This is a genomic window from Stenotrophomonas sp. HMWF023, assembly GCF_003060985.1.
GTDB lineage: Bacteria > Pseudomonadota > Gammaproteobacteria > Xanthomonadales > Xanthomonadaceae > Stenotrophomonas > Stenotrophomonas lactitubi.
The window spans coordinates 1-21,765 of the sequence record NZ_QAIJ01000147.1 but is presented as its reverse complement, the minus strand read 5'-3'; the positions used below and the strand labels follow the sequence as shown (position 1 = coordinate 21,765).

Genomic DNA, 21,765 nt, shown 5'->3' with positions numbered 1-21,765 from the left:
CACTTCCAGGATGTCCATTTCCACTACGGCAAGAAGGGTGGCGTGATTGCTGGCCTGGAGCTGGTGGTGAAGCCGGGCGAGAAGATCGGCTTGGTCGGCCCGTCCGGTGCCGGCAAGTCGACGCTGGTGAATGTGCTGCTGCGGCTGTACGACCTGGAAAGCGGACGCATCCTGATCGACGACCAGGACATCGCCTACGTCACCCAGGAAAGCCTGCGGCAGCAGATCGGCGTGGTTACCCAGGACACCTCACTACTGCACCGTTCGATCCGCGACAACCTGCTGTACGGCCGCCCGGATGCCACCGACGAGCAGCTGCGCGCGGCCGTGTCCAAGGCGCGCGCGGAGGCCTTCATCGATACGCTGGTCGACGGCGAAGGGCGTCGTGGCTACGACGCGCATGTCGGCGAGCGCGGCGTGAAGTTGTCCGGTGGCCAACGCCAGCGAATTGCGATTGCTCGCGTGCTGCTGAAGGATGCGCCGATCCTGGTGCTGGATGAGGCCACCTCGGCGCTGGACTCGGAAGTGGAAGCGGCGATCCAGGACAACCTGGACGAACTGATGGGTGGCAAGACGGTGATCGCGATCGCCCATCGCCTGTCGACCATCGCGCGCATGGACCGGCTGGTGGTGATGGACCAGGGCCGCATCGTCGAGACCGGTACCCATGCCGAGCTGATCGAGGCAGGTGGACTGTACGCGCGCTTGTGGGCGCGGCAGACCGGTGGTTTTGTCGCCGCCGAGCAATGACCGCCGCCCGGACGATGGATGAGCAACAGTAGATCCACGCCACGCGTGGATGCCGTACAACACAGATGAAAACGGCCCGGGTCTCCCCGGGCCGTTTTCATTCAACTCACAGCCGATCGATCATTCGATCGGCTGGTCGAGCATCAGCTGGCGTGCGAAGCGCACCGGCGGTGCGCCGTAGGACAGCATCTGGTCGTGGTAGGCCTTCAGGTTGAACTTGTCACCCAGCTTGTCCTGCATCGCCTTGCGGGTGTCGAAGTGTTCCTGTGCACCGACGAAGTAGGTCGGCAGCTGCGCCGAGGTCAGCTGCGCGCGCACCCACTTGCCCGAGGCTTCGCTTTCCTGCTGGAAGGCGTCGTGGGTCATCAGGTGCATCGCCTTCTCGCGGTCCCAGTTGTCCACGTGCACGCCCTGGTCGAGGATCGCGTTGGAGATCGTGCGCAGGTAGAACTTCAGCTGCACCAGGTGGAACAGCGGATCGTTGTTGAGATAACCCTGCTCCTGCATCATCCGCTCGGTGTAGACCGCCCAGCCTTCGGCGAACAGGCCCGAACGCAGCACGGCACGCAGCGTGGAGGGGAACTTGGCCGAATGCCAGCCTTCCAGGTAGTGGCCCGGGGTGCCTTCGTGGATGCTCAGCAGGTGGATCATGCGCGAGTTGTACTCACGCAGGAACGAGTCAACCTGCTTGTCGTTCCAGTCGTCCGGAATCGGCGAGACGGCGTAGAAGGTCTTCAGGTTCTTGTCCAGCGGGCCCGGCGAATCGCAGTAGGCCACGGCCACGCCACGCTGGAATTCCGGCATCAGGATGATGTCCACCGGCGCGTCGGGCAGGGTCATCAGGTCGTGCTCGCGCACGAACGCGGTGGACTGCTCCAGTGCGGCCTTGGCATCGTCGACCACCTTGTCGCGCGCCGGCTTGTCAGCGTAGGCCAGCTCCAGCGCGGCCTCGATCGCCTTCTGCTGCTGTTCGTCGCTCGGCTGCGCCGGCATTTCCGGTGCGCCCGGCTTGTCCTTCAGCACGGTCTGCGCGATGCCGTACATGTCCTCGCGCACGCGCTTCAGTTCGGCGCGTGCACGCTCACCGATCTCCTGCCGCGACAGCGAGGAATTCAGCGCGAACTTCAGCTTCTGGTCGTACTTTTCCGCACCGATGCGGAAGTCGCCCTTGGCGTTCGGCACCAGGGTCTTGTCCAGCCAGGTCTGCTGCTCGTCCACGGCCTTCTTCAGGCCGTCGATGGCGGCCTGCAGGCGCTGCTGGTCGGCCTGCGGCAACTCGCCGATGTGCGGGGTGATGAAGGTATCGACGATGCTGAGGATGCCCTTGTTCTGCTTGGCCACGGTCTCGGCATGGATCTTCGGCACGCGTGCCGGATCCAGGTTCTCGCGGGCCTGGGCGAAGATCGCCGGCAGCTTCTCCATGCGCGCGGTGGCCGACTTCAGGCGCTCCGGCAGCGGCGCGAACTCGCGCGCCATCAGGCCGTAGATCGCGCTGCCGGCAACGCCGTTGTACAGCTGCGGGTCCCACTTGCCGGACTGCATCACCTCGGCATTCCAGATTTCCGACTGCAGCTGGTTGCGCAGGATCGCGGCATCCACCTGGTTCTCGCGGCCCAGCTTGGCCACCTCGATCTTGTCCAGCTCGCCCAGCAGGCCCTTGTAGGCGTCAACGGTCTTCTGCTGGCCGGCCGCGCTCAGGTCATCGATCTCGCTGTCATAGCGGTGGTCGCCGATCTGGGTGGCGCTGACCGGGGACAGCTGCATCCAGGTGTCCAGGGCACGCTTGGACAGGTCGGCGAAGGCGGCATCGACCGCCGCATCACCTGCCTGCTGGCTGGCGGCCGGGGTGGAACCATTGGTCGGGGCATCGGCCGGCTGGCAACCGGCGAGGGCGGCGACGAGGGCGAGGGCAAGAAGATGCGGGCGCATCGGCATTCCTGTACGGGGTCAATCCCCGAGCATAGGCCCCCGGGGCTGCTTTGTCCCCGTGCCATAGGATTACCATGGGTGCACACAAGGACCCTCCAGCGGAGCGCAGGACATGGAATACCAGGGAAGCTGCCATTGCGGCAGGATCGCATTCACCGTGCAGGCTGATGCACCCATCAAGGACGTCATCGACTGCAACTGCTCGATGTGCCGCCGCCGCGGCAGCCTGCTCTGGTTCGCCCCGCGGGAGGCGTTGCAGCTGGGCACCGACATTGCCGATGTGGCGACCTACCAGTTCAACACCCACAACATCGATCACCATCATTGCCGCGCATGCGGCACCGCGCCGTACAGCGAGGCGGTGGACCCGCGCAGTGGCCTGCCGATGGTGGCGATCAACGTGCGCTGCCTGCCGCAGGTCGAGCTGGGTGGATTGTCGATCACCTCGTTCGACGGAGCCTCGCGATGACGGCGCCTCGCGTGTGGACGCGCGTGGTTATCGTGCCGGCATTGCTGCTGGCGCTGGCGGCCTGTGCCAAACAGGGTGAGAGGGCCGCCGATGCCGGTGGTGCCGCCGAAGCGGGCGTAGCCTCGCCTGAAGGTGCCTTCCTGGCCTATGAGCACGATGTGCAGGTGCAGCTGGAAGCGGCGCAGATCGCGCCGCGTATCCAGCAGGTCGCGCAGGCCTGCCAGAACGCGAAGTTCGGTGAGTGCGCGGTGCTGCAGGTGGATCAGCGCAGCGGCGAACAGCCCAGTGGCGAGGTCAAGGTACGCATCGCGCCGAAGGGCGTGGAATCGCTGATCGGCCTGGCCGGCGAAGGCGGCAAGCTGCAGGCGCGCAATACGCGTGCCGAGGACCTGGCCCAGCAGGTGGCCGACACCGCGCTGACCAAGGCTCGGCTGGAGAAGGAGCACGCGCGGTTGCTGTCCTACCAGGACCGCGGCGATCTGAAGATCGAGGATCTGATGGCGATCACCACGCGCCTGTCGGAGATCGAGGCGGGTGTGGAGCAGGCCACCAAGGACGCCGCCCAACAGCGCAGGCGCATCGATACCCAGCTGGTGACCATGCATTTCGACACCACCTCGGGCCAACGCAGCCGCAGCGAGATCGGCGAAGCACTGAGCGAGTCGGGCAGTATTCTCAGCACCAGCGTGGCATTCCTGATCCGTGCTGCGGCCGCTTTGCTGCCGGTGGGCGTCGTGGCGCTGGTGATGGCCTGGATCGTCCGTGCGCTGATCCGTCGTCGCCGCCGCAAAGCCTGATCGACACCGCGCGATGCGCTCGCCGGGCGTGGCCCGGCGCTACCGGAATGTGCAGAAGGTAGCGCCGGGCCATGCCCGGCGGCTGTTCACCCTTCGTCGGTTTCGTATTCGACGAACACATCCAGTTCCAGCGCAAGTTCCTGCACCGCATCGCGCACCTTCTGCGCGGTGCTTTCATTGCCCACTTCCACTTCCAGTTCGTGGGTGCCCGGGCCGATGTCGTCGGACAGGCCGGCCGAGCTGGAATCATCGTCATCCATGTGCGGCATCAGGTCGTCGGTCTCTTCGACGTGTTCGATGCCTTCCAGGCCGAGCAGCAGGTCGCTGATCGCACGGGTATCGTCTTCGGTTCCGGTAATTCGCAGTCGCAGCAGGGCCATGGCGGAAGCACGTTGTGGGGTTCGCCTGCAGCCTAGCCAGCGCCGGGCAAAGATCGGGTGAGGGCGCAGTCAGCCGGGTGTGCTCGGGCGCCCCAGCAGGCTGTCGGGCAATGCGGGAACCGGCGTGCGTTCGTCCTGCGCCTGGCCCAGCAACCAGTCGATGAACAGCCGCGCAGCGGGGCTGGGCGGCCGCCCTTCGGCATGCACCACGTAATAGGCATAGCGTGCCTTCAGTGCAGGCCCTGGCAGGCGCACCAGCTCATAGCGCTGCAGATAAGGCTGGGCGACGTGGGTGCGCGCCAGCACCGCGCCCATGCCATACACCGCCGCGCGCATCGCGTCGGTACTGTCGGCGAAGGTGTGCATCGCCGGCAACGGCGACGGCGGGCGCACGCCGGCGTGGCGGAACCAGTCGCGCCAGCCCTGTGGTGACAGATCACTGAGCAGCGGCAATCCGGCGATGCGTGCCGGGTCTTCCAGTGCTTCGACACCGGGCAATGCCGGGGACGCGACGGGAAACAGGTTGTCGTCCATCAGGTGCTGCGCGTGCAGTCCGGGCCACTGGCCCAGTCCATAACGGATGCCCACCTCCGGGCCGTTTTCGTCGTAGCGGTCCAGGCCACTACCCGTGTGCAGCTCGATGCGGATGTGTGGATGGGCCTGGGTGAAACGCGGCAGCCGTGGCAGCAGCCAGCAGTACGACAATGAGCGCAGCGTAGCGATCCGCAGCGGCACGCTGTCCGCGTCCGGCTGCAGATGGTGGGCGACGGCGGCGACATCGGTGAACGCGGCGCTGGCGGCGTCGGCCAGCTGCCGGCCTTCGGCCGTCAGTCGTACCCCGCGCGCATGGCGCAGGAACAAGCGCGTGGCCAGCACCTCTTCCAAGCGACGCACATGGTGACTGACCGCGCTGGCGGTCAGATGCAGTTCCTGCGCCGCCTGGGCGAAGTTCTGATGGCGCGCGGCAACCGCGAAAACGGCCAGCGCAGGGAGCAGGGAAGGGCGTAGCAGCATGTCCAGCCTCAAGCCATATTTGTGGCTGGCAGCGATACTACGCGCTTGTGCGGCGGGCGTCTGCGGCCGATCCTGTGTGGCCAGACCAGCGCCACGATGACGGACGGACACAGAAGATGAATGCGATACCCCAGGCGACCGAGCGTGATTGGCGCACACCGCTGGAACTGACCCTGCTCGGCGCGATCTGGGGCTGCTCGTTCCTGTTCATGCGGGTGGCGGTGCCCTCGTTCGGTCCGTTCGCCCTGGTCGAGGTGCGGCTGGTGTTGGGCGCGCTGGTGCTGTTGCCGTTCCTGTGGCGCGCCCGCGCGCAGTTCCCGCCGCGCCGCTGGCTGTGGCTGGCACCGATCGGTCTGGTCAATTCGGCATTGCCGTTCGTGCTGTTTGCTTACGCCGCAGAGCGTGCACCGGCCGCCATCGGTGCGATCTGCAATGCGATGACCGTGCTGTTCGCTGCGTTGATTGCGTTCCTGTTCTTCGGCGAGAAGATCGGTGTGCGCCGCGCCGGCGCGCTGCTGGTCGGTTTTGCCGGCGTGGTGGTGCTGGCCACGGCCAAGATCTCGGGGTTGAGCATCGGCACGGCCGTGCTGGCCGGTGCGGCGGCCTCGCTGCTGTACGGCCTGGGCGTGAACCTGGTGAAGCGGCACATGACCGGTCTGCCCTCAGCTGCCGCCGCCGCTGCCACGTTGTCGTGCGCCTCATTGTGGTTGTTGCCGATGGCGCTCACACATCTGCCGCAGGGCCCGATTCCGGGCAAGGCATGGGGCGCGGCGATCGCGCTGGGCGTGGTCTGCACCGGATTCGCCTTCCTGATGTTCTATCGCCTGATCGGCCGCATCGGCCCGTCGCGTGCGTCAACGGTGACCTACCTGGTGCCGCTGTTCGGTGCTGCGTTTGCCTGGCTGTTCCTGGGCGAAGCGGTGACGGTGCAGATGTTGATTGCGGGTGCGTTGATTCTGGGCAGCGTGGCCGTCAGCCAGAAGGGCTGATGAATCCTGCAGCCGAGCATGGCTCGGCTCTACAGTAGATCCACGCCATGCGTGGATGCTTTCCGCTTCGCATTGCCAACCCGCCGCTACGCTCGCCGGGCGTGGCCCGGCGCTACCGCACCGGCACCGGAATATTGCACAGGTCGATATGCCCCGCCGGGCGCTTGTAGAAATCATCCACGCGGTTGCGACGCGCCTCCACCGTGTCGGCGAAGGTCTTCGAATCGGTGCGCAGCACCTGGATCGGCGTGCGTTCGGCCACAGGCACGTCGCTTACGCGACGGATCGACACGATCGGCGTGCGCAGCTTCGGGTCAGCATAGAATCCCATCGGTGCCGGTCCGCGCGGGATCGCACTGAGCAGCTCCATGCCCTTCAGCACGCGGCCGACCAGGGTGATGTTGCGGTCCAGCTGGCGCGGCGACTGGCCGGTCACCACATAGAGTTCTGCACCGATGCTGCTGTCTTCCTCGTTGCTGCGGCCCGCACCCAGCATGCCGTAGCAGTGCGCCAGCCAGGCCTTGCCGGCCTGCGGGTCCTGACCGACCGGGAAGCCGTCGACGAAGCCGGTCTGCGCTGCCCAGCCATCGCGATCCGGCAGCACACCCACCTTCAAACCGCTGTTGGCACGCTCGAATTCGGCCGGCAGCTTGCGCTGCGCGCTGCCGAACGGCTTGGCCTTGGCCGCATCGTCGGCGTCGGCATCGCCGAACTGCACCACGAAGTTGTCCTGCGAGCGGTAGATGCTGGTGCCGTCCCAGAAGTGCTCGTGGGCGAAGGTCTGGATGTTGCCGACATGGCGCGGGGCGAACTGCGGCGCCAGCTCGATGATCACCCGCCCGGCCGGCAGGTCCATGTACAGCAGGTTGGCCGGGTCCGGCGTGCGCCAGTCGGTGGCGGCCGAGGCCTCCAGAATCTGCTGCGGGCTGCGGTAGGGCGTGGCCGCGCTGGCGAGTGCGGGCAGCAGGCAGGCCAGGGCGAGGGTGGTCAGGGCAAGACGACGGCGGTGCGACATGGAAACCCCGGAACATGAACGAGGCCTCGATTCTGCGCGAGCCGCACGGCCACGCCAACCGGCAGAGTGACTAACGACACATTCGCTATAGCGGACTTCGCACTACTGTTGACTTCAACGTAGTGGAGGGCCGGTCATGTCCGAAGACGATGTCCACCTGAAGAAGTTCCAGAAGGAGCTCAGCGCCGGCACGGTCTCGCTGGCCCTGCTGGCGGTGCTGGCCCGCGCCGGTGAGCCGCTGTACGGCTACCTGATCGCCAAGGAGCTGGAGCGCGTGGGCGAGGGCGTGCTCAGCGGCAAGCAGAGCGCGCTGTACCCGGTGCTGCGCAACCTCGAAGGCGCCGGCCTGCTGGAGAGCCATGTGGAGCCGTCCAGCAGCGGTCCACCGCGCCGCTACTACCGCATCAACGCGCGTGGCCGGGAGGTGCTGGAGCAATGGCGCCAGGCCTGGCGTGACACCCGTGATTCCGTCGATTCCGTGTTGGAGGGGGTACCGCAATGAACGACCTGAACCTGGCAGGCAACAGTCTGCCGAGCACCATTCCGCAGTACCTGGCGCAGTTGCGTGCGGCACTGGACGGTGCCGATCCGGCGATGGTGCAGGACGCCCTGTACGACGCCGAGGAATACCTGCGCTCTGAACTGGCAGCGCAACCCGGCCGCAGCGAAGCCGAGGTCATCGCCGATGTCGCCGGCAGCTACGGTGCTCCGGACGAGGTGGCGGAGATCTATCGCGAAACCGAGCTCACGGTGAACCGCGCGCTGCGTACGCCGCGGGCCGACACGGGTCCGGTGCTGCGTGCAGCGGCCGAAGCCAGCGGTGCTGCACCGGCGGCGCAGCCGGCGGCCCCCGTGCAGCGTTCGCTGCTGGCGCGCTTCTTCGGCGTGGTGACCGACCCGCACACCTACGGCGCGCTGTTCTACATGCTGTTGTCGCTGGCCACCGGCATTTTCTTCTTCACCTGGGTGGTCACCGGCCTGTCGCTGTCGCTGGGCCTGCTGATCCTGATCATCGGCGTTCCGTTGACCGTGCTGTTCTTCGGCTCGGTGCGTGGACTGGCGTTGCTGGAGGGGCGGCTGGTGGAAGCGCTGCTGGGTGAGCGCATGCCGCGCCGGCCGCAGTACACCGACCGCAGCCGCAGCTGGCTGCAGCGTATCGGCGACATGTTCACCGATGGCCGCACCTGGCTGACCCTGCTGTACTTCGTGCTGATGCTGCCGCTGGGCATCATCTACTTCACCATCGCGGTGACCCTGCTGTCGCTGTCGCTGGGTTTGATCTGGGCGCCGGTGGCGGCGATCTTCAGTGGTGACATCCCCGGCATCTACATCAACGACGTGAACGTGCTGCCGATGGCGGCCTCGCCGCTGGTGGCCATCGTGGTTGCAGGGGTGGGTGTGTTGTTGCTGCTGCTGACGATGCACCTGGCACGCGGTATCGGCAAGCTGCACGGCATGCTGGCCAAGAACCTGCTGGTGCGGTTGTAAGCAGCAATCTGCTCTTTGGTGGGTGCCGACCTTGGTCGGCACGATCCATCAGGGATCGGGATGTCTGGCAAGCTCAGCTCTGGTAGGTGCCAACCTTGGTTGGCACGAACGATCAGATGCCAGTACGCCGGGAAGAGCGCCAACCAAGGTTGGCATCTACCGGAAGCGCCAACCAAGGTTGGCATCTACCAACAGCTGCCGGCCAGCGGCCGGCACTACCGGGCGCAGGGCGGGTTACCCCGCCTTGCGGCGCAGCGGGGTGACGTTGCTCTTCTTCTTCGTGGCCTTGGCCGCCGGGGCTTCGGCATGCGCGGCGAAGAAGTCACGCACCTTCGGGTAGACCACTTCGCGCCAGCGGCGGCCGCTGAAGATGCCGTAGTGGCCGGCACCATCGACGATGAAGTGTTCACGGCGTTCTGCCGGAATGCCGCTGCACAGGGCCTGCGCCGCTTCGGTCTGACCGAGGCCGGCGATATCGTCCAGTTCGCCTTCGATGCTCAGCAACGCGGTATCGCGGATCGCCGACGGATCGACCTTTTCGCCGTTGACCACCCACTCGCCACGCGGCAGCAGGAAGTCCTGGAACACCACGGAAATGGTGTCCAGGTAGTACTTGGCCGGCATGTCCAGCACGGCGTTGTACTCGTCGTAGAAATTGCGATGCGCGTCGGCATCTTCCAGGTCGCCCTTCACCAGGTCGGTGTAGAAATCCCAGTGCGAACTGAAGTGGCGGCTGGGATTCATCGACAGGAAGCCGGCGTGCTGTAGGAAGCCGGGATACACGCGGCGACCGGCACCTGGATAGCTGGCCGGCACGGTGTGGATGACATTGTTCTCGAACCACGACAGCGGGTTCTGCGTCGCCAGGTTGTTGACCGCGGTCGGGCTGCAGCGCGCATCGATCGGGCCGCCCATCATCACCAGCGTGCGCGGGGTCGGTTCACCGCGGCTGGCCATCAGCGAAACCGCTGCCAGCACCGGTACGGTCGGCTGGCAGACACTGACCACGTGCAGGCGCTCGACGCCAAGATGGCGGATGAACTCCTGGATGTAGGCGATGTAGTCGTCCAGCCCGAACTCGCCTTCGCTGCCGGGCACCATGCGCGCGTCGACCCAGTCGGTCACGTACACGCGGTGATCGCGCAGCAGCGTGCGCACGGTGTCGCGCAGCAACGTGGCGTGATGGCCGGACAACGGCGCCACCACCAGCACGAACGGCTGGTTGAGCATGGTGTGCAGCTGGTCGGCTTCATTGCTGTGGCGCTTGAAGCGCAGCAGCTTGCAGAACGGCTTGCTGAGTTCCTCGTGCACGACAATCGGCACGCGCTCGCCCTCGACCTCGATTTCGTTGATGCCCCATTCGGGCTTCTCGTAATCCTTGCCGATGCGATGGAACAGCTCATTGACCGCCGCCAGGCGATCAGCGCCGGGCATCTGCGACCACCAGTGTCCCTGGTTGGCGAAGAACTTGGCGTTGGCCTGGGCCTGGTGCACCCAGGGGGCGAGCAGGTTGCGGGTCAGTTCGTGCAGTTGATAGAGCATGCCGACCGAATATGTATGGTCTTATGTTGCCGCGCAGCATAGCGCATCCGGCTGTCCCGGACGTTAAGCGGCGCCACCGGCTCCATTCAGCGCGCGGCCTGCTCCAGCGCGGCTGCTTCACCGGCCAGTGCTGGCCCCAGCCAGAGGTGGGAACCGACCGCCTGCAGGCCCTGGCGCGTCAGCTCGCGCCGGTACCAGCGGGCCGGACGCGACTGGAAGCCGTCATGGTCGCCCTCGAATTCATCTTCGGCGGCGAAGGTCTCCAGGAACGCCACGCCTGCGGTCAGCTCGGCGACACCGGCCAGGCCAGCGCGCAGTTCGCGGTTGGGTACGTAGTGCATCACGTCCGAACAGACCAAAAGATCGACCGGGGCACAGGGCCGCAGCCAGGCGAAATCGCCGAAGCTGGCCAGGTGCAGGTTGCGGGTCCGGCCGTAGCGGCGCACAGCGTACTCGCTGCTGTCGAAACCGAGGTAGTCGACCTTCGGACGCAGTTTCAGCAGCGGCGCGCGCCAGGCGCCTTCACCGCAGCCGATGTCCAGCACGCTGCGGATCGGTCGTTCCAGGTAATACTCGGCCGTGGCAACGGCGAGGGCGACCTTGCGCGCCAGGCGCGCGCTGCCACCGATGTCGGCGCGGCGATACCAGCGCTGGAAATAGGCGGCGTTGTAGGTCTTGTCCATGGCGGTCCGGTGCAGTCGTGAAATCGGCGCCTATCGTACGGTGTTGCAGCACACCATGCGTCGATGTGTCGCGGCGGGTGCGCGTGCGGTGGCCTCGCCACGACATGCGAGAATGGCGGACATCCACGCCAGCCGCCGGAGCGAGCGCATGCAGAGCTACTACTGGGTCAAGACCTTCCACATCGTGTTCGTGGTGGCGTGGATGGCCACGGTGTTCTACCTGCCGCGCATCCTGGTGAACCTGTCGGAGACGGCGGGGCAGCCGGCGGTGGTCGAGCGCCTGCAGCTGATGGGCATGCGCCTGTACCGCTTCGGCCATTCGATGTTCGGCCTGGCGTTCGTGTTCGGCCTGGTGCTGTGGCTGGGCTACAAGGTGATTCCGGATTTCCCGACCATGGTCGCCCCGGGCGGCGCGGGCTGGCTGCATGCCAAGCTGGGCCTGGTGGTGGTGCTGTTGGCGTACTTCATCTGGATCGGGCGCCTGCTCAAGGGTGTGGCCAAGGGCCGGGCGCTGCCGTCCTCGCGCGCGCTGCGCTGGATCAACGAAATTCCGTTGCTGGCGTTCATTCCGATCGTATGGCTGGTGCTGGCCAAGCCGTTCTGAGATCCCGCGCGTTCGAACATGTCACTTTCTTGCTCGTGCAAGAAAGTAACCAAAGAACACGCCGCCGAACGCTCGCCGGCGCTGCGCGCCGGTTCCCTGCGCTTCTCGGTGAATCAGGGGACGACGCCGAACTCGCTGCGCTCAAACATCGGCGCCTCTTCGCCCCTGATTCCCCTGCGATGCTCGGCTCGCTCATGGCGGACCCGAACGTCAACAGCCGCAGCTGCACCCGGTAGATCCACGCGATGCGTGGATGCCATCAGGGCGCAAACAAAAGAGCCGGGCGTCTGCCCGGCTCTTTGCGTATCCGACGTCAGGAAGCGATCACGCCGCTTCGTACGTGCCGTAGCTGCGCAGGCGCTTGTAGCGCTGGTCCAACAGCTCCTGGGTGGACAGCGCATCCAGCGCTTCCAGCTCGTTCAGCAGCACGGCCTTCAGGCGCTTGGCCATCTGCGTCGGGTTGCGGTGGGCGCCGCCGGTCGGCTCGCGCACGACCTTGTCGACCAGGCCCAGGCCCTTCAGGCGCGGCGCGGTCAGGCCCAGCTGCTCGGCAGCATCCTTGGCCTTGCCGGCGTCCTTCCACAGGATCGAGGCGCAGCCTTCCGGGGTGATGGTCGAGTACACCGCGTATTCCAGCATCACGGTGCGGTCGCCCACGCCCAGCGCCAGCGCACCGCCGGAGCCGCCTTCACCGATCACGGTGCAGATGATCGGCACCTTCAGTTCGGCCATCTCGATCAGGTTGCGCGCGATCGCTTCGGACTGGCCGCGCGACTCGGCATCGATGCCCGGCCAGGCGCCGGCGGTATCGATCAGGGTCAGCACCGGCAGGCCGAAGCGCTCGGCCATCTTCATCAGGCGCAGCGCCTTGCGGTAGCCCTCGGGCTTGGGCATGCCGAAGTTGCGCTTGATCTTTTCCTTGGTGTCGCGGCCCTTCTGGTGGCCGATGACCATCACCGAGCGACCATTGATGCGGGCCAGGCCGCCCATGATCGCCTTGTCGTCAGCGAAGGCGCGGTCGCCGGCCAGTTCCTGGAACTCATCGCAGATGATGCGGATGTAGTCGGCGGTGTACGGGCGCGACGGATGGCGTGCCAGCTGCAGCACCTGCCACGAGGTCAGATTGCGGAAGATCTGTGCGGTACGCACGCGCAGCTTGTCCTGCAGCGCATGCACTTCGGCCTCGACATTGACCGCCGGCCCGGCACTGGCGTTGCGCAGTTCCTGGATCTTGGCTTCCAGGTCGGCGATGGGTTGCTCGAAGTCGAGGTAGTTCGGATTCATCGGAAGCCGTCGTGTAAAGAAGAGGGGAATTCTAGCCGAATGCGCAGGAACGGCCCGTACGCCTTCGTCTGGAAACCGACGGTAGCGCAGTGGGGGCCAGCGGCGCCAGTCGGGCCGCCGGCCGCCGGTTCAGGGCAGGACCAGCGCGCTGCGGGCCATTTCGGTGCTGCGGATCGTCACGAAGTCGTTGTAGGCCTGGTTGGCTGCCACCGGCAGCTTCGCGCCCAGCGTCATGGTGGCGTGGGTGAAGGCCATCTGCGCCTGGAAGTCTTCCTTGCGCAGGGCCTTCTGCTCGCTGGCCGTGGTGGCCTTCAGCCAGCGCGCATAGATGTCGCGCACGGGACCGGCATGGGCCTCGAAGGCCGGGTCCAGCGCGGGCAGCGCGGGCGCCGGTTGCAGCGTGTAGGCGGGCGCCACGTAGCCGGCGGGCTGCTCGCGCTTGTAGGCACCGGGTTCGCCCATGCCAGCCTCGACATAGCTGATGAACGCCGGCGCGGTGAAGATCTTGGTACTGATCCTGCCGCCGGTCGAATCGACGTGGGCAACCACCTGCTCCTCGGGGAACGGCTCGCGCACGCCGAAGTTCCAGGTCTTGTCGATGAACAGGCCGTGGTGCTTTTCGTACGGTCCCTTGAACTCGACCCCACCCAGCTCGATGCCCAGGCCGCTGACGCCAAAGTTCTTCAACTTGTCCTCGCCGGTCACATAGATCTCGCGCGCGGTCACGTATTCGCTGAGGCTCGGGTTGATCAGGCCGCCGCGGCCGTCGGCGTAGACGATGAAGCGCACGTCGCCCAGGCGGTCGGTATGCAGGTGATGCTCACCGGCAGCCAGGCTGATCGGCCGCGACGCGTGCGCGGCCACCGGCAGGTCCTTGCCATCGATGCTGATCGCCAGCGGCGCATCGGTCGGGTTGTCGATCTCGAAATCGACGTTGGAGGAACAGCCGACCAGCGCAAGCGCGGCCATCATCGGCAACAACAGGTTCTTCATTGCAGGCAATCGTCCTTGACGTATGCAGCGGGAAAACAACAACGGATTCGGGGCCAGCCTCAGCTGGCCCATGGCGGGCTGTAGCGCACCTTCAGCGTGCGCACGGCCGGTTCGGCGCGCAGCGCCTCCATCAGCTTGGAATCGACACGCACCGCGCTCTGCCCGGAGACATCGAGCATGCCGGCGATGCCGCCATCGGGTCCCTTCAGCAGCAGGTCCAGGCGCAGGGGCGTGCGGCCGGGGCGATGGCGGTCGAGCAGGGCGTCGATGCGCTCCCACACCGGCCGCTGCTGGCGCAGGTCCAGCCGCAGCGACAGGCGCGTGGCGTAGTTCGCACAGACCTCGTCGAAGTCCCAGCACTGGCGGATGCGCAGTGCGAAGCCACCATTGAATTCGTCTTCGCGCAGGCCGCCCTTGACCACCAGGATGCGGTCCTTGGTCATCAGGTGGCCGAACTCGGCCATGGCATCGGAGAACGCGCTGCATTCGACGCGGCCACGGCCATCTTCCAGCTGGATGAAGATCTGGCTCTCGCCCTTGCGGCGCACGCCGACCACCTGGCCGGCAAGCACGGTCTGCACTTCCGGGCGCCAGCGCTTTTCGCCGCCGCCACTGTTGCTGTTGGCGCTCCAGATCTTTTCCACCGAGCCCAGATCGGTACCGACAAGATCGCGCACGTCATCGCGCCAGGGATCGAACGGATGGCCGCTGAGGTAGAAGCCGAGCGTGTCGCGCTCGCCGTTGAGGCGTTGCAGCAACGGCCATTCCTCGGTTTCCTGCAGCTCCAGGTGGATGGCCTGCACGCCCGGCTCGGGGCCGCCGAACAGCGAGTTCTGGCCGGACGCACGCTCGCGCGCCATCTGTTCGGTGGCCTTGATCACTTCCGGCAGCTGCAGCATCAGCGAGGCACGGTTGTGGCCCAGCTCATCCAGTGCACCGCAGTTGATCATGGCTTCCAGCGTGCGCCGGTTGAGCTTGGCCGAACCGATGCGGGTGCAGAAGTCGAGCAGATCGGTGTAGTCGCCGCCGCGCAGGCGCTCGTCCACCACCGCTTCGCAGGCACCCTGGCCGACGCCCTTGATCGCGCCCAGGCCGTACTGGATGGTGTCCGGCGTGGCTGCTTCAAACATGAAGGCGGACTGGTTCACCTTCGGCGGCAGCACGGTCAGGCCGAGGTTGCGCACCTCGTCCAGGAAGCCGACCACCTTTTCGGTGTTGTCCATGTCCGAAGACAGCGTCGCGGCCATGAACTCGGCCGGGTAATGGCGCTTGAGCCAGGCCGTCTGGTAACTCACCAGCGCGTAGGCGGCGGCGTGCGATTTATTGAAACCGTAGCCGGCGAACTTCTCCATCAGGTCGAAGATCGCATCGGCCTTGGCTTCGCCAACGCCGTCCTTGGCCGCACCTTCGCGGAAGATCTCGCGGTGCTTGGCCATTTCCGCCGGCACCTTCTTGCCCATCGCACGGCGCAGCAGATCGGCGCCGCCCAGCGAGTAGCCGCCGACGATCTGCGCCATCTGCATCACCTGCTCCTGGTACACCATGATGCCGTAGGTGTCGCGCAGGATGCGCTCGGTGCGCGGATCGGGATACTCCACGTCTTCGCGCCCGTGCTTGCGGTCGACGAAGGAGGGAATCAGGTCCATCGGGCCGGGTCGGTACAGCGACACCAGCGCGATCAGGTCTTCGAAACGGTCGGGCTTGGCGTCCTTCAGCAGGCGGCGCATGCCCGAGGATTCGAACTGGAACACCGCACCGGTATTGCCCGAGGCGAAGATGTCCTTGTAGGTGGGCGCATCGTCCAGCGGCAGCTGGGTGATGTCCACCGGCGGAATGCCGGCGCGCTCGTGGCGCTTGTTGATCGCCTTCACTGCCCAGTCGATGATCGTCAACGTGCGCAGGCCGAGGAAGTCGAACTTCACCAGGCCGACTTCTTCAACGTCGTTCTTGTCGAACTGGGTGACCGGATTCTTGCCGCGGCCATTTTCATCGTGTTCGGCGAACAGCGGGCAGAACTCGGCCAGCGGTTCGGGCGCGATCACCACGCCGCCGGCGTGCTTGCCGGCGTTGCGGGTGAGGTCTTCCAGCTGCCGCGCCAGGTCGATCAGATCGCGGACATCGTCCTCGCTCTGGTAGCGCTGGATCAGCTCGGGCGAGGCCATCTCGCTGTCCTTGCCCTCACCCATCGCGTCCTTCAGCGAGATGCCGAGGATGTTCGGGATCAGCTTGGCGACGCCGTCGACCAGGCCATAGGGGAAGCCGAGCACGCGGCCGGAGTCGCGCACCACCGCCTTGGCCGCCATGGTGCCGTAGGTGATGATCTGGCTGACCCGCTCGCGGCCGTACTTGCGTGCGACGTAGTCGATGACTTCGTCGCGGCGGTCCATGCAGAAGTCGATGTCGAAGTCGGGCATCGACACGCGTTCGGGGTTGAGGAAGCGCTCGAACAGCAGGTTGTACGGCAACGGGTCCAGATCGGTGATCTGCAGCGCCCACGCCACCAGCGAGCCGGCACCGGAACCACGGCCGGGACCGATCGGGATGCCCTGCGCTTTGCCCCACTGGATGAAGTCGGCCACGATCAGGAAGTAGCCGGGGAAGCCCATCTTGATGATGGTGTCCAGCTCGAACTCGAGGCGGTCGCTGTAATCCTGCGCGGTCATGCCGGGCGCGATGGGATTCTTTTCCAGGCGTGCAGCCAGGCCCTTGCGCGATTCGCTGCGGATCCAGCTGTCCAGCGTCTCCTCGTCGGGCACCGGATAGTCGGGCAGGAAGTAGGTGCCCAGGCGCATCTCGATGTTGCAGCGTTCGGCCAGCGCCAGCGTGTTGTCGATCGCATCGGGGATGTCGGCAAACAGCGCGCACATCTCCTCGGCCGACTTCAGGTACTGCTGGTCGCTGTACTCGCGTGGGCGCTTTGGGTCATCCAGCACGCGGCCGGTGGAGATGCATACGCGTGCTTCGTGCGCGCTGAAATCGGTCGGTGACAGGAAGCGTACGTCGTTGCTGGCGATCACCGGCAGCCCACGCTGGCCGGCGGCCATCAGCGCGAACTGGTTGAAGCTCTCTTCGCCGTCACGGCCGGTACGGGTCAGCTCCAGGTGCAGGCCGTCGCCGAACACGCGCTGCCAGTCGGCCAGCTGCTGTTCGGCCAGGTCATGCTTGCCATCCAGCGCCAGGCGCCCGGCCAGGCTTTCACGGCCGGCCAGGGCGAACAGGCTGGCGTTGCCGGCCTTCAGCCAGTCCGGATGCACGGCCACGCCGCCCTCGGGGCGATGGCCTTCCATCCAGGCCCGGGTCAGCAGTCGCGACAGGCTCAGATAGCCCTCGCGGTCGCGGCACAGCAGCGTCATCCGCCACGGGTCCTGGCCTTCCTCGGCGATCATCACGTCGGCGCCGGCGATCGGCTTGATGCCCACGCCTTCGGCGGCCTTGTAGAACTTGACCAGGGCGAACAGGTTGTTGAGGTCGGTCACCGCCAGCGCAGGCAGGCCGAGTTCGACCGAGCGCGACAGCAGGTTGGCCTGCTTGGCCTTCTTCGGGTCAGCCTGGTCCGGCTTGGCCGGCACGCGGATGGTCGAGTCCGCCAGCGAGAACTCGGTGTGGACGTGGAGATGTACGAAGCGGGAGTTGGACATGCCGGACCAGGTTGGAGCGCGCAGGCCCCGGGTGCAGACGCGGGAATCGTCGCCGGGGTCGGGAAGCGCTGGAGTGCCCGGTCAGGGTAGCGAGGGCAGGGGGTTGCGACAAGGACTTGACGGTACGCGATATCGCATTCGCGCTATCGCTTCCCACGGTTCGCAGGCGAACCGCGGGCCCCGTCTCAGCATGCTTCCAGACCCCCGCGCCCTTGGCGCGTCCCCCTGACTCAGGGGGACTCTTCTCCAGACGGATTGCAGCGGCCGTTCAGGCGATTCAGGCGATCGCGATGGAGGCGGCCACAGCCGGCGGCGCTTCCAGGCACTCGCGCACCGGGGCGAAACTGCGCCGGTGCTCCGCGCACGGGCCGTGTTCACGCAGGGCGGCCAGATGCGCCGGGGTCCCATAGCCCTTGTGCTGGTCGAAACCGTACTGCGGGTGGCGAGCGTGCAGGTCCAGCATGTAGCGGTCGCGCGAGACCTTGGCCAGGATCGAGGCCGCCATGATCGCGCGGTCGATGCCATCGCCGCCGACCAGCGCCTGCGCCGGCAGCACCAGCCCCTTGGGCACCACGTTGCCATCGATGCGGGCGAAGCCGGCCACGTGGGCCACCGCCGCGACGACATCGCGCATGCCCTGCAGCGTGGCCTGGTAGATGTTCAGGCGATCAATGGCTTCCACGTCCACCAGCACCACGTGCCAGGCCAGGGCGCGGTCGAGGATGCGGTCATGCAGCTGCTCGCGGCGGGCCGCAGTCAGCTGCTTGGAATCATCCAGACCATTCAGTCGTGGCCGCTGCGGATCGAACACCACTGCTGCCACCGCCACTGGGCCAGCCAGCGGTCCCCGACCAGCTTCGTCGACACCGGCGATGCGGTGGCCGGGGTCGATCACCGCGGCGCCATCAAACAGGGCCAGGCTGGCCGCCGCGGCATGGCGACGGCTCATGCTTTTTCCTGGCCGCGTACCAGCAGCTCGCCGACAGCATCGGCTGCACGCGCCGAGGCATTGCGGCGCAGGCGTTCATGCAGGCGCGCGTAGATACCGTGCAGGTCGGCGATCCGCTGCGGGTGGTCGAACCACTGCTGGACGGCGGCGGCCAGTTTTTCCGGCGTGCAGTCGTGCTGCATCAGTTCTGGCGCCAGGTCCTGACCGGCAAGGATGTTGGGCAGGGCGAAGCGGTCGACCTTGATCAACCCCAGCGCCTTCACCAGGCGGTACGTCAGTTCGTTGACCCGGTAGCCGACGACCATCGGCCGCTTCACCAGCATCGCTTCCAGGGTCGCGGTGCCGGAGGCCAGCACCACCACGTCGGCGGCGATCATCGCGTTGCGCGCCTGGCCGTCCAGTACATGCGAATAGGCCACCGGCAGTGCCGAGCGTGACAGCTGCTCCTCGATCAGGCGTCGGCAGGCCGCATTTGCCGCCGGCACCACAACGTGCAGGCCGGGAATGCGCTCGGACACCTGCCAGGCGGCCTCGAAAAAGGCTTCGCCGAGCTTGGAGATCTCGCCCAGGCGGCTGCCGGGAAGCACGGCCAGCACCTTGGCCGAGGCGGGCAGGCCGAGTTCGATCCGGGCTGCTTCACGGTCGACGTGCAGCGGGATGTCATCGGCCATGGGATGGCCGACGAAGCGCGCGTCGATGCCGTGCTTGGCGTAGATCGGTGGTTCCATCGGGAACAGGCACAGCACCAGGTCGGCGCTGCTGCCGATCTTCTCGGCGCGCTTCTCGCGCCATGCCCATACCGAAGGGCTGACATAGTGCACGGTGCGCACGCCACGCTGTTTCAGCCAGCGTTCGATGCCCAGATTGAAGTCGGGAGCATCGATGCCGATGAACACGTCCGGCTGCCACTCCAGCGCACGCTGGCGGAACGCCGAACGCAGCTTGAGCAGGCGCGGCAGATGGCGCAGCACTTCGGTCAGGCCCATCACCGCCAGTTCGCTGGCATCGTGCCAGGTCTGGCAACCGGCGCTGCGCATCGCATCGCCGCCGATGCCGGCGAATTCGGCATGCGGGAAGCGGGCCTTCAGTTCGCGTATCAGGCCCGCACCGAGCAGGTCGCCGGAGGCTTCACCGGCGACCAGCGCGATCCGCAACGGACGATCGCTCAGCACCCGATGCGCAGGCACGCTGCCGGCCATCGAGGCCAGCGAAATCACGTCGGCGCCGGCCGGCGCCTGGCCGGTCGCGCTGCTCATCGCAGCAGGTGCCTCTCGGTGTGTTCGATGAAGTCCAGCATCGACTTGACGTCGTCGCTGTCGCGCGCCTGCTCGGCCAGCTGCGCCTTGGCCTCGGCCAGCGGCAGGCCCGCCACGTACAGCGTGCGGTAGGCGCGCTTGATGGCGGTGATGCGCTCGGGGTCGAAGCCGCGGCGCTTCAGGCCCTCGCTGTTGATGCCGCGCGGGCGGCCCAGCGAGTCGGTGCCGACCATGGTGAACGGTGGCACGTCGCCATTGGTCAGCGCGCCCATGCCGAGGAAGGCATGCGCACCGATGCGGCAGAACTGATGCGCGCCGGCGAAGCCGCTGATGATCACGTAGTCACCCACGGTCACGTGTCCGGCCAGCGTGGTGTTGTTGGAGAACACGCAGAAGTTGCCGACGTGGCAATCGTGGGCCACGTGCGTGTAGGCCAGCATCCAGTTGTCATCGCCGATGGTGGTGATGCCACCGCCGCCGCCGGTGCCACGGTTGAGGGTGACGAACTCGCGGAACACGTTGCGGTCGCCGATCACCAGTTCGGTGCGTTCACCGGCGTACTTCTTGTCCTGCGGCTCGCCGCCGACCGCGACGTGGCCGATGAAACGGTTGTCGCGGCCGATCCGGGTCGGGCCGTGCACGCTGCAGTGCGGGCCGATCTCGGTACCGGCACCGATCTCGACGTCCGGACCGATGATCGTGAACGCGCCCACGCGGACATCGTCGGCCAGGCGTGCCGACGGATCGATCACGGCGGTGGGATGGATCAGGGGGGCGTTGTCGCTCATCTCGGTCCTCCAGCCAGGGTCATTCGCGGGTGCCGGCGCACAGCACCTCGGCGCAGGCGACGACTTCGCCGTCGACCTTGGCCACACAGTCGTACACGGCCATGTTGCGGATCACGCGCTTGATCTCGACGTGCATTTCCAGCACGTCACCCGGCACCACCTGCTTGGTGAAGCGGGCCTTGTCGACCTTGACCATGTAGAACAGCTTGGACTGCGCATCGCGGCCCAGGGTCAACTGGGTCAGCACGCCACCGGCCTGGGCCATGGCTTCGATGATCAGCACACCGGGCATGATCGGCTGGCCCGGGAAGTGGCCCTGGAAGAACGGCTCGTTGATGCTGACGTTCTTGGTCGCAACGATCGTGCGCTTCTCGTAGTCGATCGACACCACCTTGTCCACCAGCAGGAACGGGTAGCGGTGCGGAAGCAGCGTCTGGATCTGCGCCATGTCCGGCAGGGTCTGGGGCTGGCTCATTCTTTCTCCTTGCTCACAGACAGGATGCGACGGGCCAGTGCATCGAGCTGCTTGAAGCGCGCGGCGTTTTTGCGCCACGTGCGGTTGTCGGTCAGGGGCGTGCCGGAGGAGTACTCGCCCGGCTCGGTGATGGAGTTGCGGACCACCGATTTGCCGGTGATCACGACCTTGTCGCAGATTTCAAGATGACCGACGACGCCAACGGCGCCGCCGAGCAGGCAGTAACGGCCGATCTTGGCGCTGCCGGCAATGCCGGTGCAGCCTGCGATGGCCGAGTGGGCGCCGATCTGCACGTTGTGTGCGATCTGCACCAGGTTGTCCAGGCGGACGTCCTCGGCCAGCACGGTGTCTTCCAGCGCGCCGCGGTCAACACAGGTGTTGGCACCGATCTCGCAGTCGTCGCCGATGCGCACGCCGCCAAGCTGCGGCACCTTGATCCATTTGCCGGCGTCCATTGCCAGGCCGAAGCCGTCGGCGCCCAGCACGGCGCCGGGATGGATGCGCACGCGCTTGCCCAGCTTGACGCGGGTGACCAGGGTAACGCGCGCGATCAGCTCGCAGCCGCTATCGAGGCTGCAGTCTTCGCCGATGATGCTGCCGGCACCGATGATGCAGTTGTCGCCGATGACGCTGCGTGCGCCGATGGTGACGAACGGGCCGACGTGTGCGCTGGCGGCGACCTGCGCCTGCGGATCGATCACCGCGCTGGGATGGATGCCGGG

The 21,765-nt window shown here is 66.5% G+C and carries 20 protein-coding genes and 1 pseudogene; 7 read left to right on the top strand and 14 right to left on the bottom strand.

The window, feature by feature from the left end:
- Window positions 1-750, top strand: a pseudogene (gene smrA, locus DBR20_RS08020) (multidrug efflux ABC transporter SmrA); the annotation flags it as partial.
- A gap of 120 nt (window positions 751-870) precedes the next feature.
- Here smrA and DBR20_RS08015 read toward each other — a convergent pair.
- The gene (locus DBR20_RS08015) at window positions 871-2,679 is read right to left on the bottom strand and encodes a DUF885 domain-containing protein (RefSeq protein ID WP_100552002.1); all 1,809 of its coding nucleotides are present in this window, start codon (window positions 2,677-2,679) and stop codon (window positions 871-873) included.
- Window positions 2,680-2,791: 112 nt separating this feature from the next.
- Here DBR20_RS08015 and DBR20_RS08010 point away from each other — a divergent pair, with 112 nt between their 5' ends.
- Window positions 2,792-3,148, top strand: a complete 357-nt coding sequence (locus tag DBR20_RS08010; RefSeq protein ID WP_100464227.1) for a GFA family protein — start codon at window positions 2,792-2,794, stop codon at window positions 3,146-3,148.
- The gene (locus DBR20_RS08005) at window positions 3,145-3,945 is read left to right on the top strand and encodes a DUF4349 domain-containing protein (RefSeq protein WP_108265811.1); all 801 of its coding nucleotides are present in this window, start codon (window positions 3,145-3,147) and stop codon (window positions 3,943-3,945) included. The genes DBR20_RS08010 and DBR20_RS08005 overlap by 4 nt, the downstream gene beginning before the upstream one ends.
- Window positions 3,946-4,031: 86 nt before the next feature.
- Here DBR20_RS08005 and DBR20_RS08000 read toward each other — a convergent pair whose 3' ends face one another.
- Window positions 4,032-4,325: a hypothetical protein gene (locus DBR20_RS08000; protein WP_108265810.1), complete on the bottom strand. Its 294-nt coding sequence runs from the start codon at window positions 4,323-4,325 to the stop codon at window positions 4,032-4,034.
- 69 nt (window positions 4,326-4,394) lie between these two features.
- Entirely contained in the window at window positions 4,395-5,339 is a 945-nt protein-coding gene (locus tag DBR20_RS07995) for a LysR substrate-binding domain-containing protein (protein ID WP_108265809.1), read from the bottom strand.
- A 116-nt stretch (window positions 5,340-5,455) separates the two neighbouring features.
- On the opposite strand from DBR20_RS07995, the gene DBR20_RS07990 reads away from it, so the two are divergent.
- A complete protein-coding gene (locus DBR20_RS07990) occupies window positions 5,456-6,328 on the top strand; it encodes a DMT family transporter (RefSeq protein ID WP_089239805.1) in 873 nt (290 codons plus the stop codon).
- A gap of 112 nt (window positions 6,329-6,440) precedes the next feature.
- On the opposite strand, the gene DBR20_RS07985 is transcribed toward DBR20_RS07990, so the two are convergent.
- Window positions 6,441-7,343: a peptidylprolyl isomerase gene (locus DBR20_RS07985; RefSeq protein ID WP_108265808.1), complete on the bottom strand. Its 903-nt coding sequence runs from the start codon at window positions 7,341-7,343 to the stop codon at window positions 6,441-6,443.
- A gap of 136 nt (window positions 7,344-7,479) precedes the next feature.
- Between DBR20_RS07985 and DBR20_RS07980 the strand changes: the two genes are divergently transcribed.
- Window positions 7,480-7,845 (top strand): PadR family transcriptional regulator, encoded by a 366-nt coding sequence (locus DBR20_RS07980; RefSeq protein WP_099821443.1) that lies wholly within the window; start codon window positions 7,480-7,482, stop codon window positions 7,843-7,845.
- Window positions 7,842-8,831, top strand: a complete 990-nt coding sequence (locus tag DBR20_RS07975) for a sensor domain-containing protein (RefSeq protein ID WP_108265807.1) — start codon at window positions 7,842-7,844, stop codon at window positions 8,829-8,831. The genes DBR20_RS07980 and DBR20_RS07975 overlap by 4 nt, the downstream gene beginning before the upstream one ends.
- 234 nt (window positions 8,832-9,065) lie before the next feature.
- Here DBR20_RS07975 and phaZ read toward each other — a convergent pair whose 3' ends face one another.
- Window positions 9,066-10,373, bottom strand: coding sequence for a polyhydroxyalkanoate depolymerase (gene phaZ / locus DBR20_RS07970; protein WP_089239819.1), 1,308 nt, complete (start codon window positions 10,371-10,373; stop codon window positions 9,066-9,068).
- An 86-nt stretch (window positions 10,374-10,459) separates the two neighbouring features.
- Complete coding sequence (locus tag DBR20_RS07965) at window positions 10,460-11,056, bottom strand: class I SAM-dependent methyltransferase (RefSeq protein ID WP_108265806.1); 597 nt, start codon at window positions 11,054-11,056, stop codon at window positions 10,460-10,462.
- A gap of 148 nt (window positions 11,057-11,204) precedes the next feature.
- On the opposite strand from DBR20_RS07965, the gene DBR20_RS07960 reads away from it, so the two are divergent.
- Window positions 11,205-11,660 carry a CopD family protein gene (locus DBR20_RS07960; RefSeq protein WP_108265812.1) on the top strand — a complete coding sequence of 152 codons (456 nt, stop codon included), beginning with the start codon at window positions 11,205-11,207 and terminating at the stop codon, window positions 11,658-11,660.
- 324 nt (window positions 11,661-11,984) lie between these two features.
- Here DBR20_RS07960 and DBR20_RS07955 read toward each other — a convergent pair whose 3' ends face one another.
- The 8 genes from DBR20_RS07955 to lpxD form a co-directional block, all read right to left on the bottom strand.
- Window positions 11,985-12,944: an acetyl-CoA carboxylase carboxyltransferase subunit alpha gene (locus tag DBR20_RS07955; RefSeq protein ID WP_049465344.1), complete on the bottom strand. Its 960-nt coding sequence runs from the start codon at window positions 12,942-12,944 to the stop codon at window positions 11,985-11,987.
- A 129-nt stretch (window positions 12,945-13,073) separates the two neighbouring features.
- Window positions 13,074-13,937: a hypothetical protein gene (locus DBR20_RS07950; RefSeq protein ID WP_108265805.1), complete on the bottom strand. Its 864-nt coding sequence runs from the start codon at window positions 13,935-13,937 to the stop codon at window positions 13,074-13,076.
- A gap of 59 nt (window positions 13,938-13,996) precedes the next feature.
- Entirely contained in the window at window positions 13,997-17,575 is a 3,579-nt protein-coding gene (gene dnaE, locus DBR20_RS07945; RefSeq protein WP_108265804.1) for a DNA polymerase III subunit alpha, read from the bottom strand.
- A 277-nt stretch (window positions 17,576-17,852) separates the two neighbouring features.
- A complete protein-coding gene (locus DBR20_RS07940) occupies window positions 17,853-18,524 on the bottom strand; it encodes a ribonuclease HII (protein ID WP_108265803.1) in 672 nt (223 codons plus the stop codon).
- Entirely contained in the window at window positions 18,521-19,780 is a 1,260-nt protein-coding gene (lpxB, locus tag DBR20_RS07935) for a lipid-A-disaccharide synthase (protein ID WP_108265802.1), read from the bottom strand. Before lpxB ends, DBR20_RS07940 begins: the two co-directional genes overlap by 4 nt.
- Window positions 19,777-20,568 (bottom strand): acyl-ACP--UDP-N-acetylglucosamine O-acyltransferase, encoded by a 792-nt coding sequence (gene lpxA / locus DBR20_RS07930; RefSeq protein WP_108265801.1) that lies wholly within the window; start codon window positions 20,566-20,568, stop codon window positions 19,777-19,779. Before lpxA ends, lpxB begins: the two co-directional genes overlap by 4 nt.
- A gap of 19 nt (window positions 20,569-20,587) precedes the next feature.
- The gene (fabZ, locus tag DBR20_RS07925; protein WP_089239833.1) at window positions 20,588-21,043 is read right to left on the bottom strand and encodes a 3-hydroxyacyl-ACP dehydratase FabZ; all 456 of its coding nucleotides are present in this window, start codon (window positions 21,041-21,043) and stop codon (window positions 20,588-20,590) included.
- Window positions 21,040-21,765: UDP-3-O-(3-hydroxymyristoyl)glucosamine N-acyltransferase (gene lpxD / locus DBR20_RS07920; protein ID WP_108265800.1), on the bottom strand; the 726-nt coding region annotated here is incomplete at its 5' end. The genes lpxD and fabZ, both read right to left, overlap by 4 nt.

Bases quoted from the DNA above. Each gene is read 5' to 3' on its own strand.
- DBR20_RS08015 (WP_100552002.1), bottom strand. From the start codon at position 2,679: ATGCGCCCGCATCTTCTTGCCCTCGCCCTCGTCGCCGCCCTCGCCGGT.
- DBR20_RS08010 (WP_100464227.1), top strand. From the start codon at position 2,792: ATGGAATACCAGGGAAGCTGCCATTGCGGCAGGATCGCATTCACCGTG.
- DBR20_RS08005 (WP_108265811.1), top strand. From the start codon at position 3,145: ATGACGGCGCCTCGCGTGTGGACGCGCGTGGTTATCGTGCCGGCATTG.
- DBR20_RS08000 (WP_108265810.1), bottom strand. From the start codon at position 4,325: ATGGCCCTGCTGCGACTGCGAATTACCGGAACCGAAGACGATACCCGT.
- DBR20_RS07995 (WP_108265809.1), bottom strand. From the start codon at position 5,339: ATGCTGCTACGCCCTTCCCTGCTCCCTGCGCTGGCCGTTTTCGCGGTT.
- DBR20_RS07990 (WP_089239805.1), top strand. From the start codon at position 5,456: ATGAATGCGATACCCCAGGCGACCGAGCGTGATTGGCGCACACCGCTG.
- DBR20_RS07985 (WP_108265808.1), bottom strand. From the start codon at position 7,343: ATGTCGCACCGCCGTCGTCTTGCCCTGACCACCCTCGCCCTGGCCTGC.
- DBR20_RS07980 (WP_099821443.1), top strand. From the start codon at position 7,480: ATGTCCGAAGACGATGTCCACCTGAAGAAGTTCCAGAAGGAGCTCAGC.
- DBR20_RS07975 (WP_108265807.1), top strand. From the start codon at position 7,842: ATGAACGACCTGAACCTGGCAGGCAACAGTCTGCCGAGCACCATTCCG.
- phaZ (WP_089239819.1), bottom strand. From the start codon at position 10,373: ATGCTCTATCAACTGCACGAACTGACCCGCAACCTGCTCGCCCCCTGG.
- DBR20_RS07965 (WP_108265806.1), bottom strand. From the start codon at position 11,056: ATGGACAAGACCTACAACGCCGCCTATTTCCAGCGCTGGTATCGCCGC.
- DBR20_RS07960 (WP_108265812.1), top strand. From the start codon at position 11,205: ATGCAGAGCTACTACTGGGTCAAGACCTTCCACATCGTGTTCGTGGTG.
- DBR20_RS07955 (WP_049465344.1), bottom strand. From the start codon at position 12,944: ATGAATCCGAACTACCTCGACTTCGAGCAACCCATCGCCGACCTGGAA.
- DBR20_RS07950 (WP_108265805.1), bottom strand. From the start codon at position 13,937: ATGAAGAACCTGTTGTTGCCGATGATGGCCGCGCTTGCGCTGGTCGGC.
- dnaE (WP_108265804.1), bottom strand. From the start codon at position 17,575: ATGTCCAACTCCCGCTTCGTACATCTCCACGTCCACACCGAGTTCTCG.
- DBR20_RS07940 (WP_108265803.1), bottom strand. From the start codon at position 18,524: ATGAGCCGTCGCCATGCCGCGGCGGCCAGCCTGGCCCTGTTTGATGGC.
- lpxB (WP_108265802.1), bottom strand. From the start codon at position 19,780: ATGAGCAGCGCGACCGGCCAGGCGCCGGCCGGCGCCGACGTGATTTCG.
- lpxA (WP_108265801.1), bottom strand. From the start codon at position 20,568: ATGAGCGACAACGCCCCCCTGATCCATCCCACCGCCGTGATCGATCCG.
- fabZ (WP_089239833.1), bottom strand. From the start codon at position 21,043: ATGAGCCAGCCCCAGACCCTGCCGGACATGGCGCAGATCCAGACGCTG.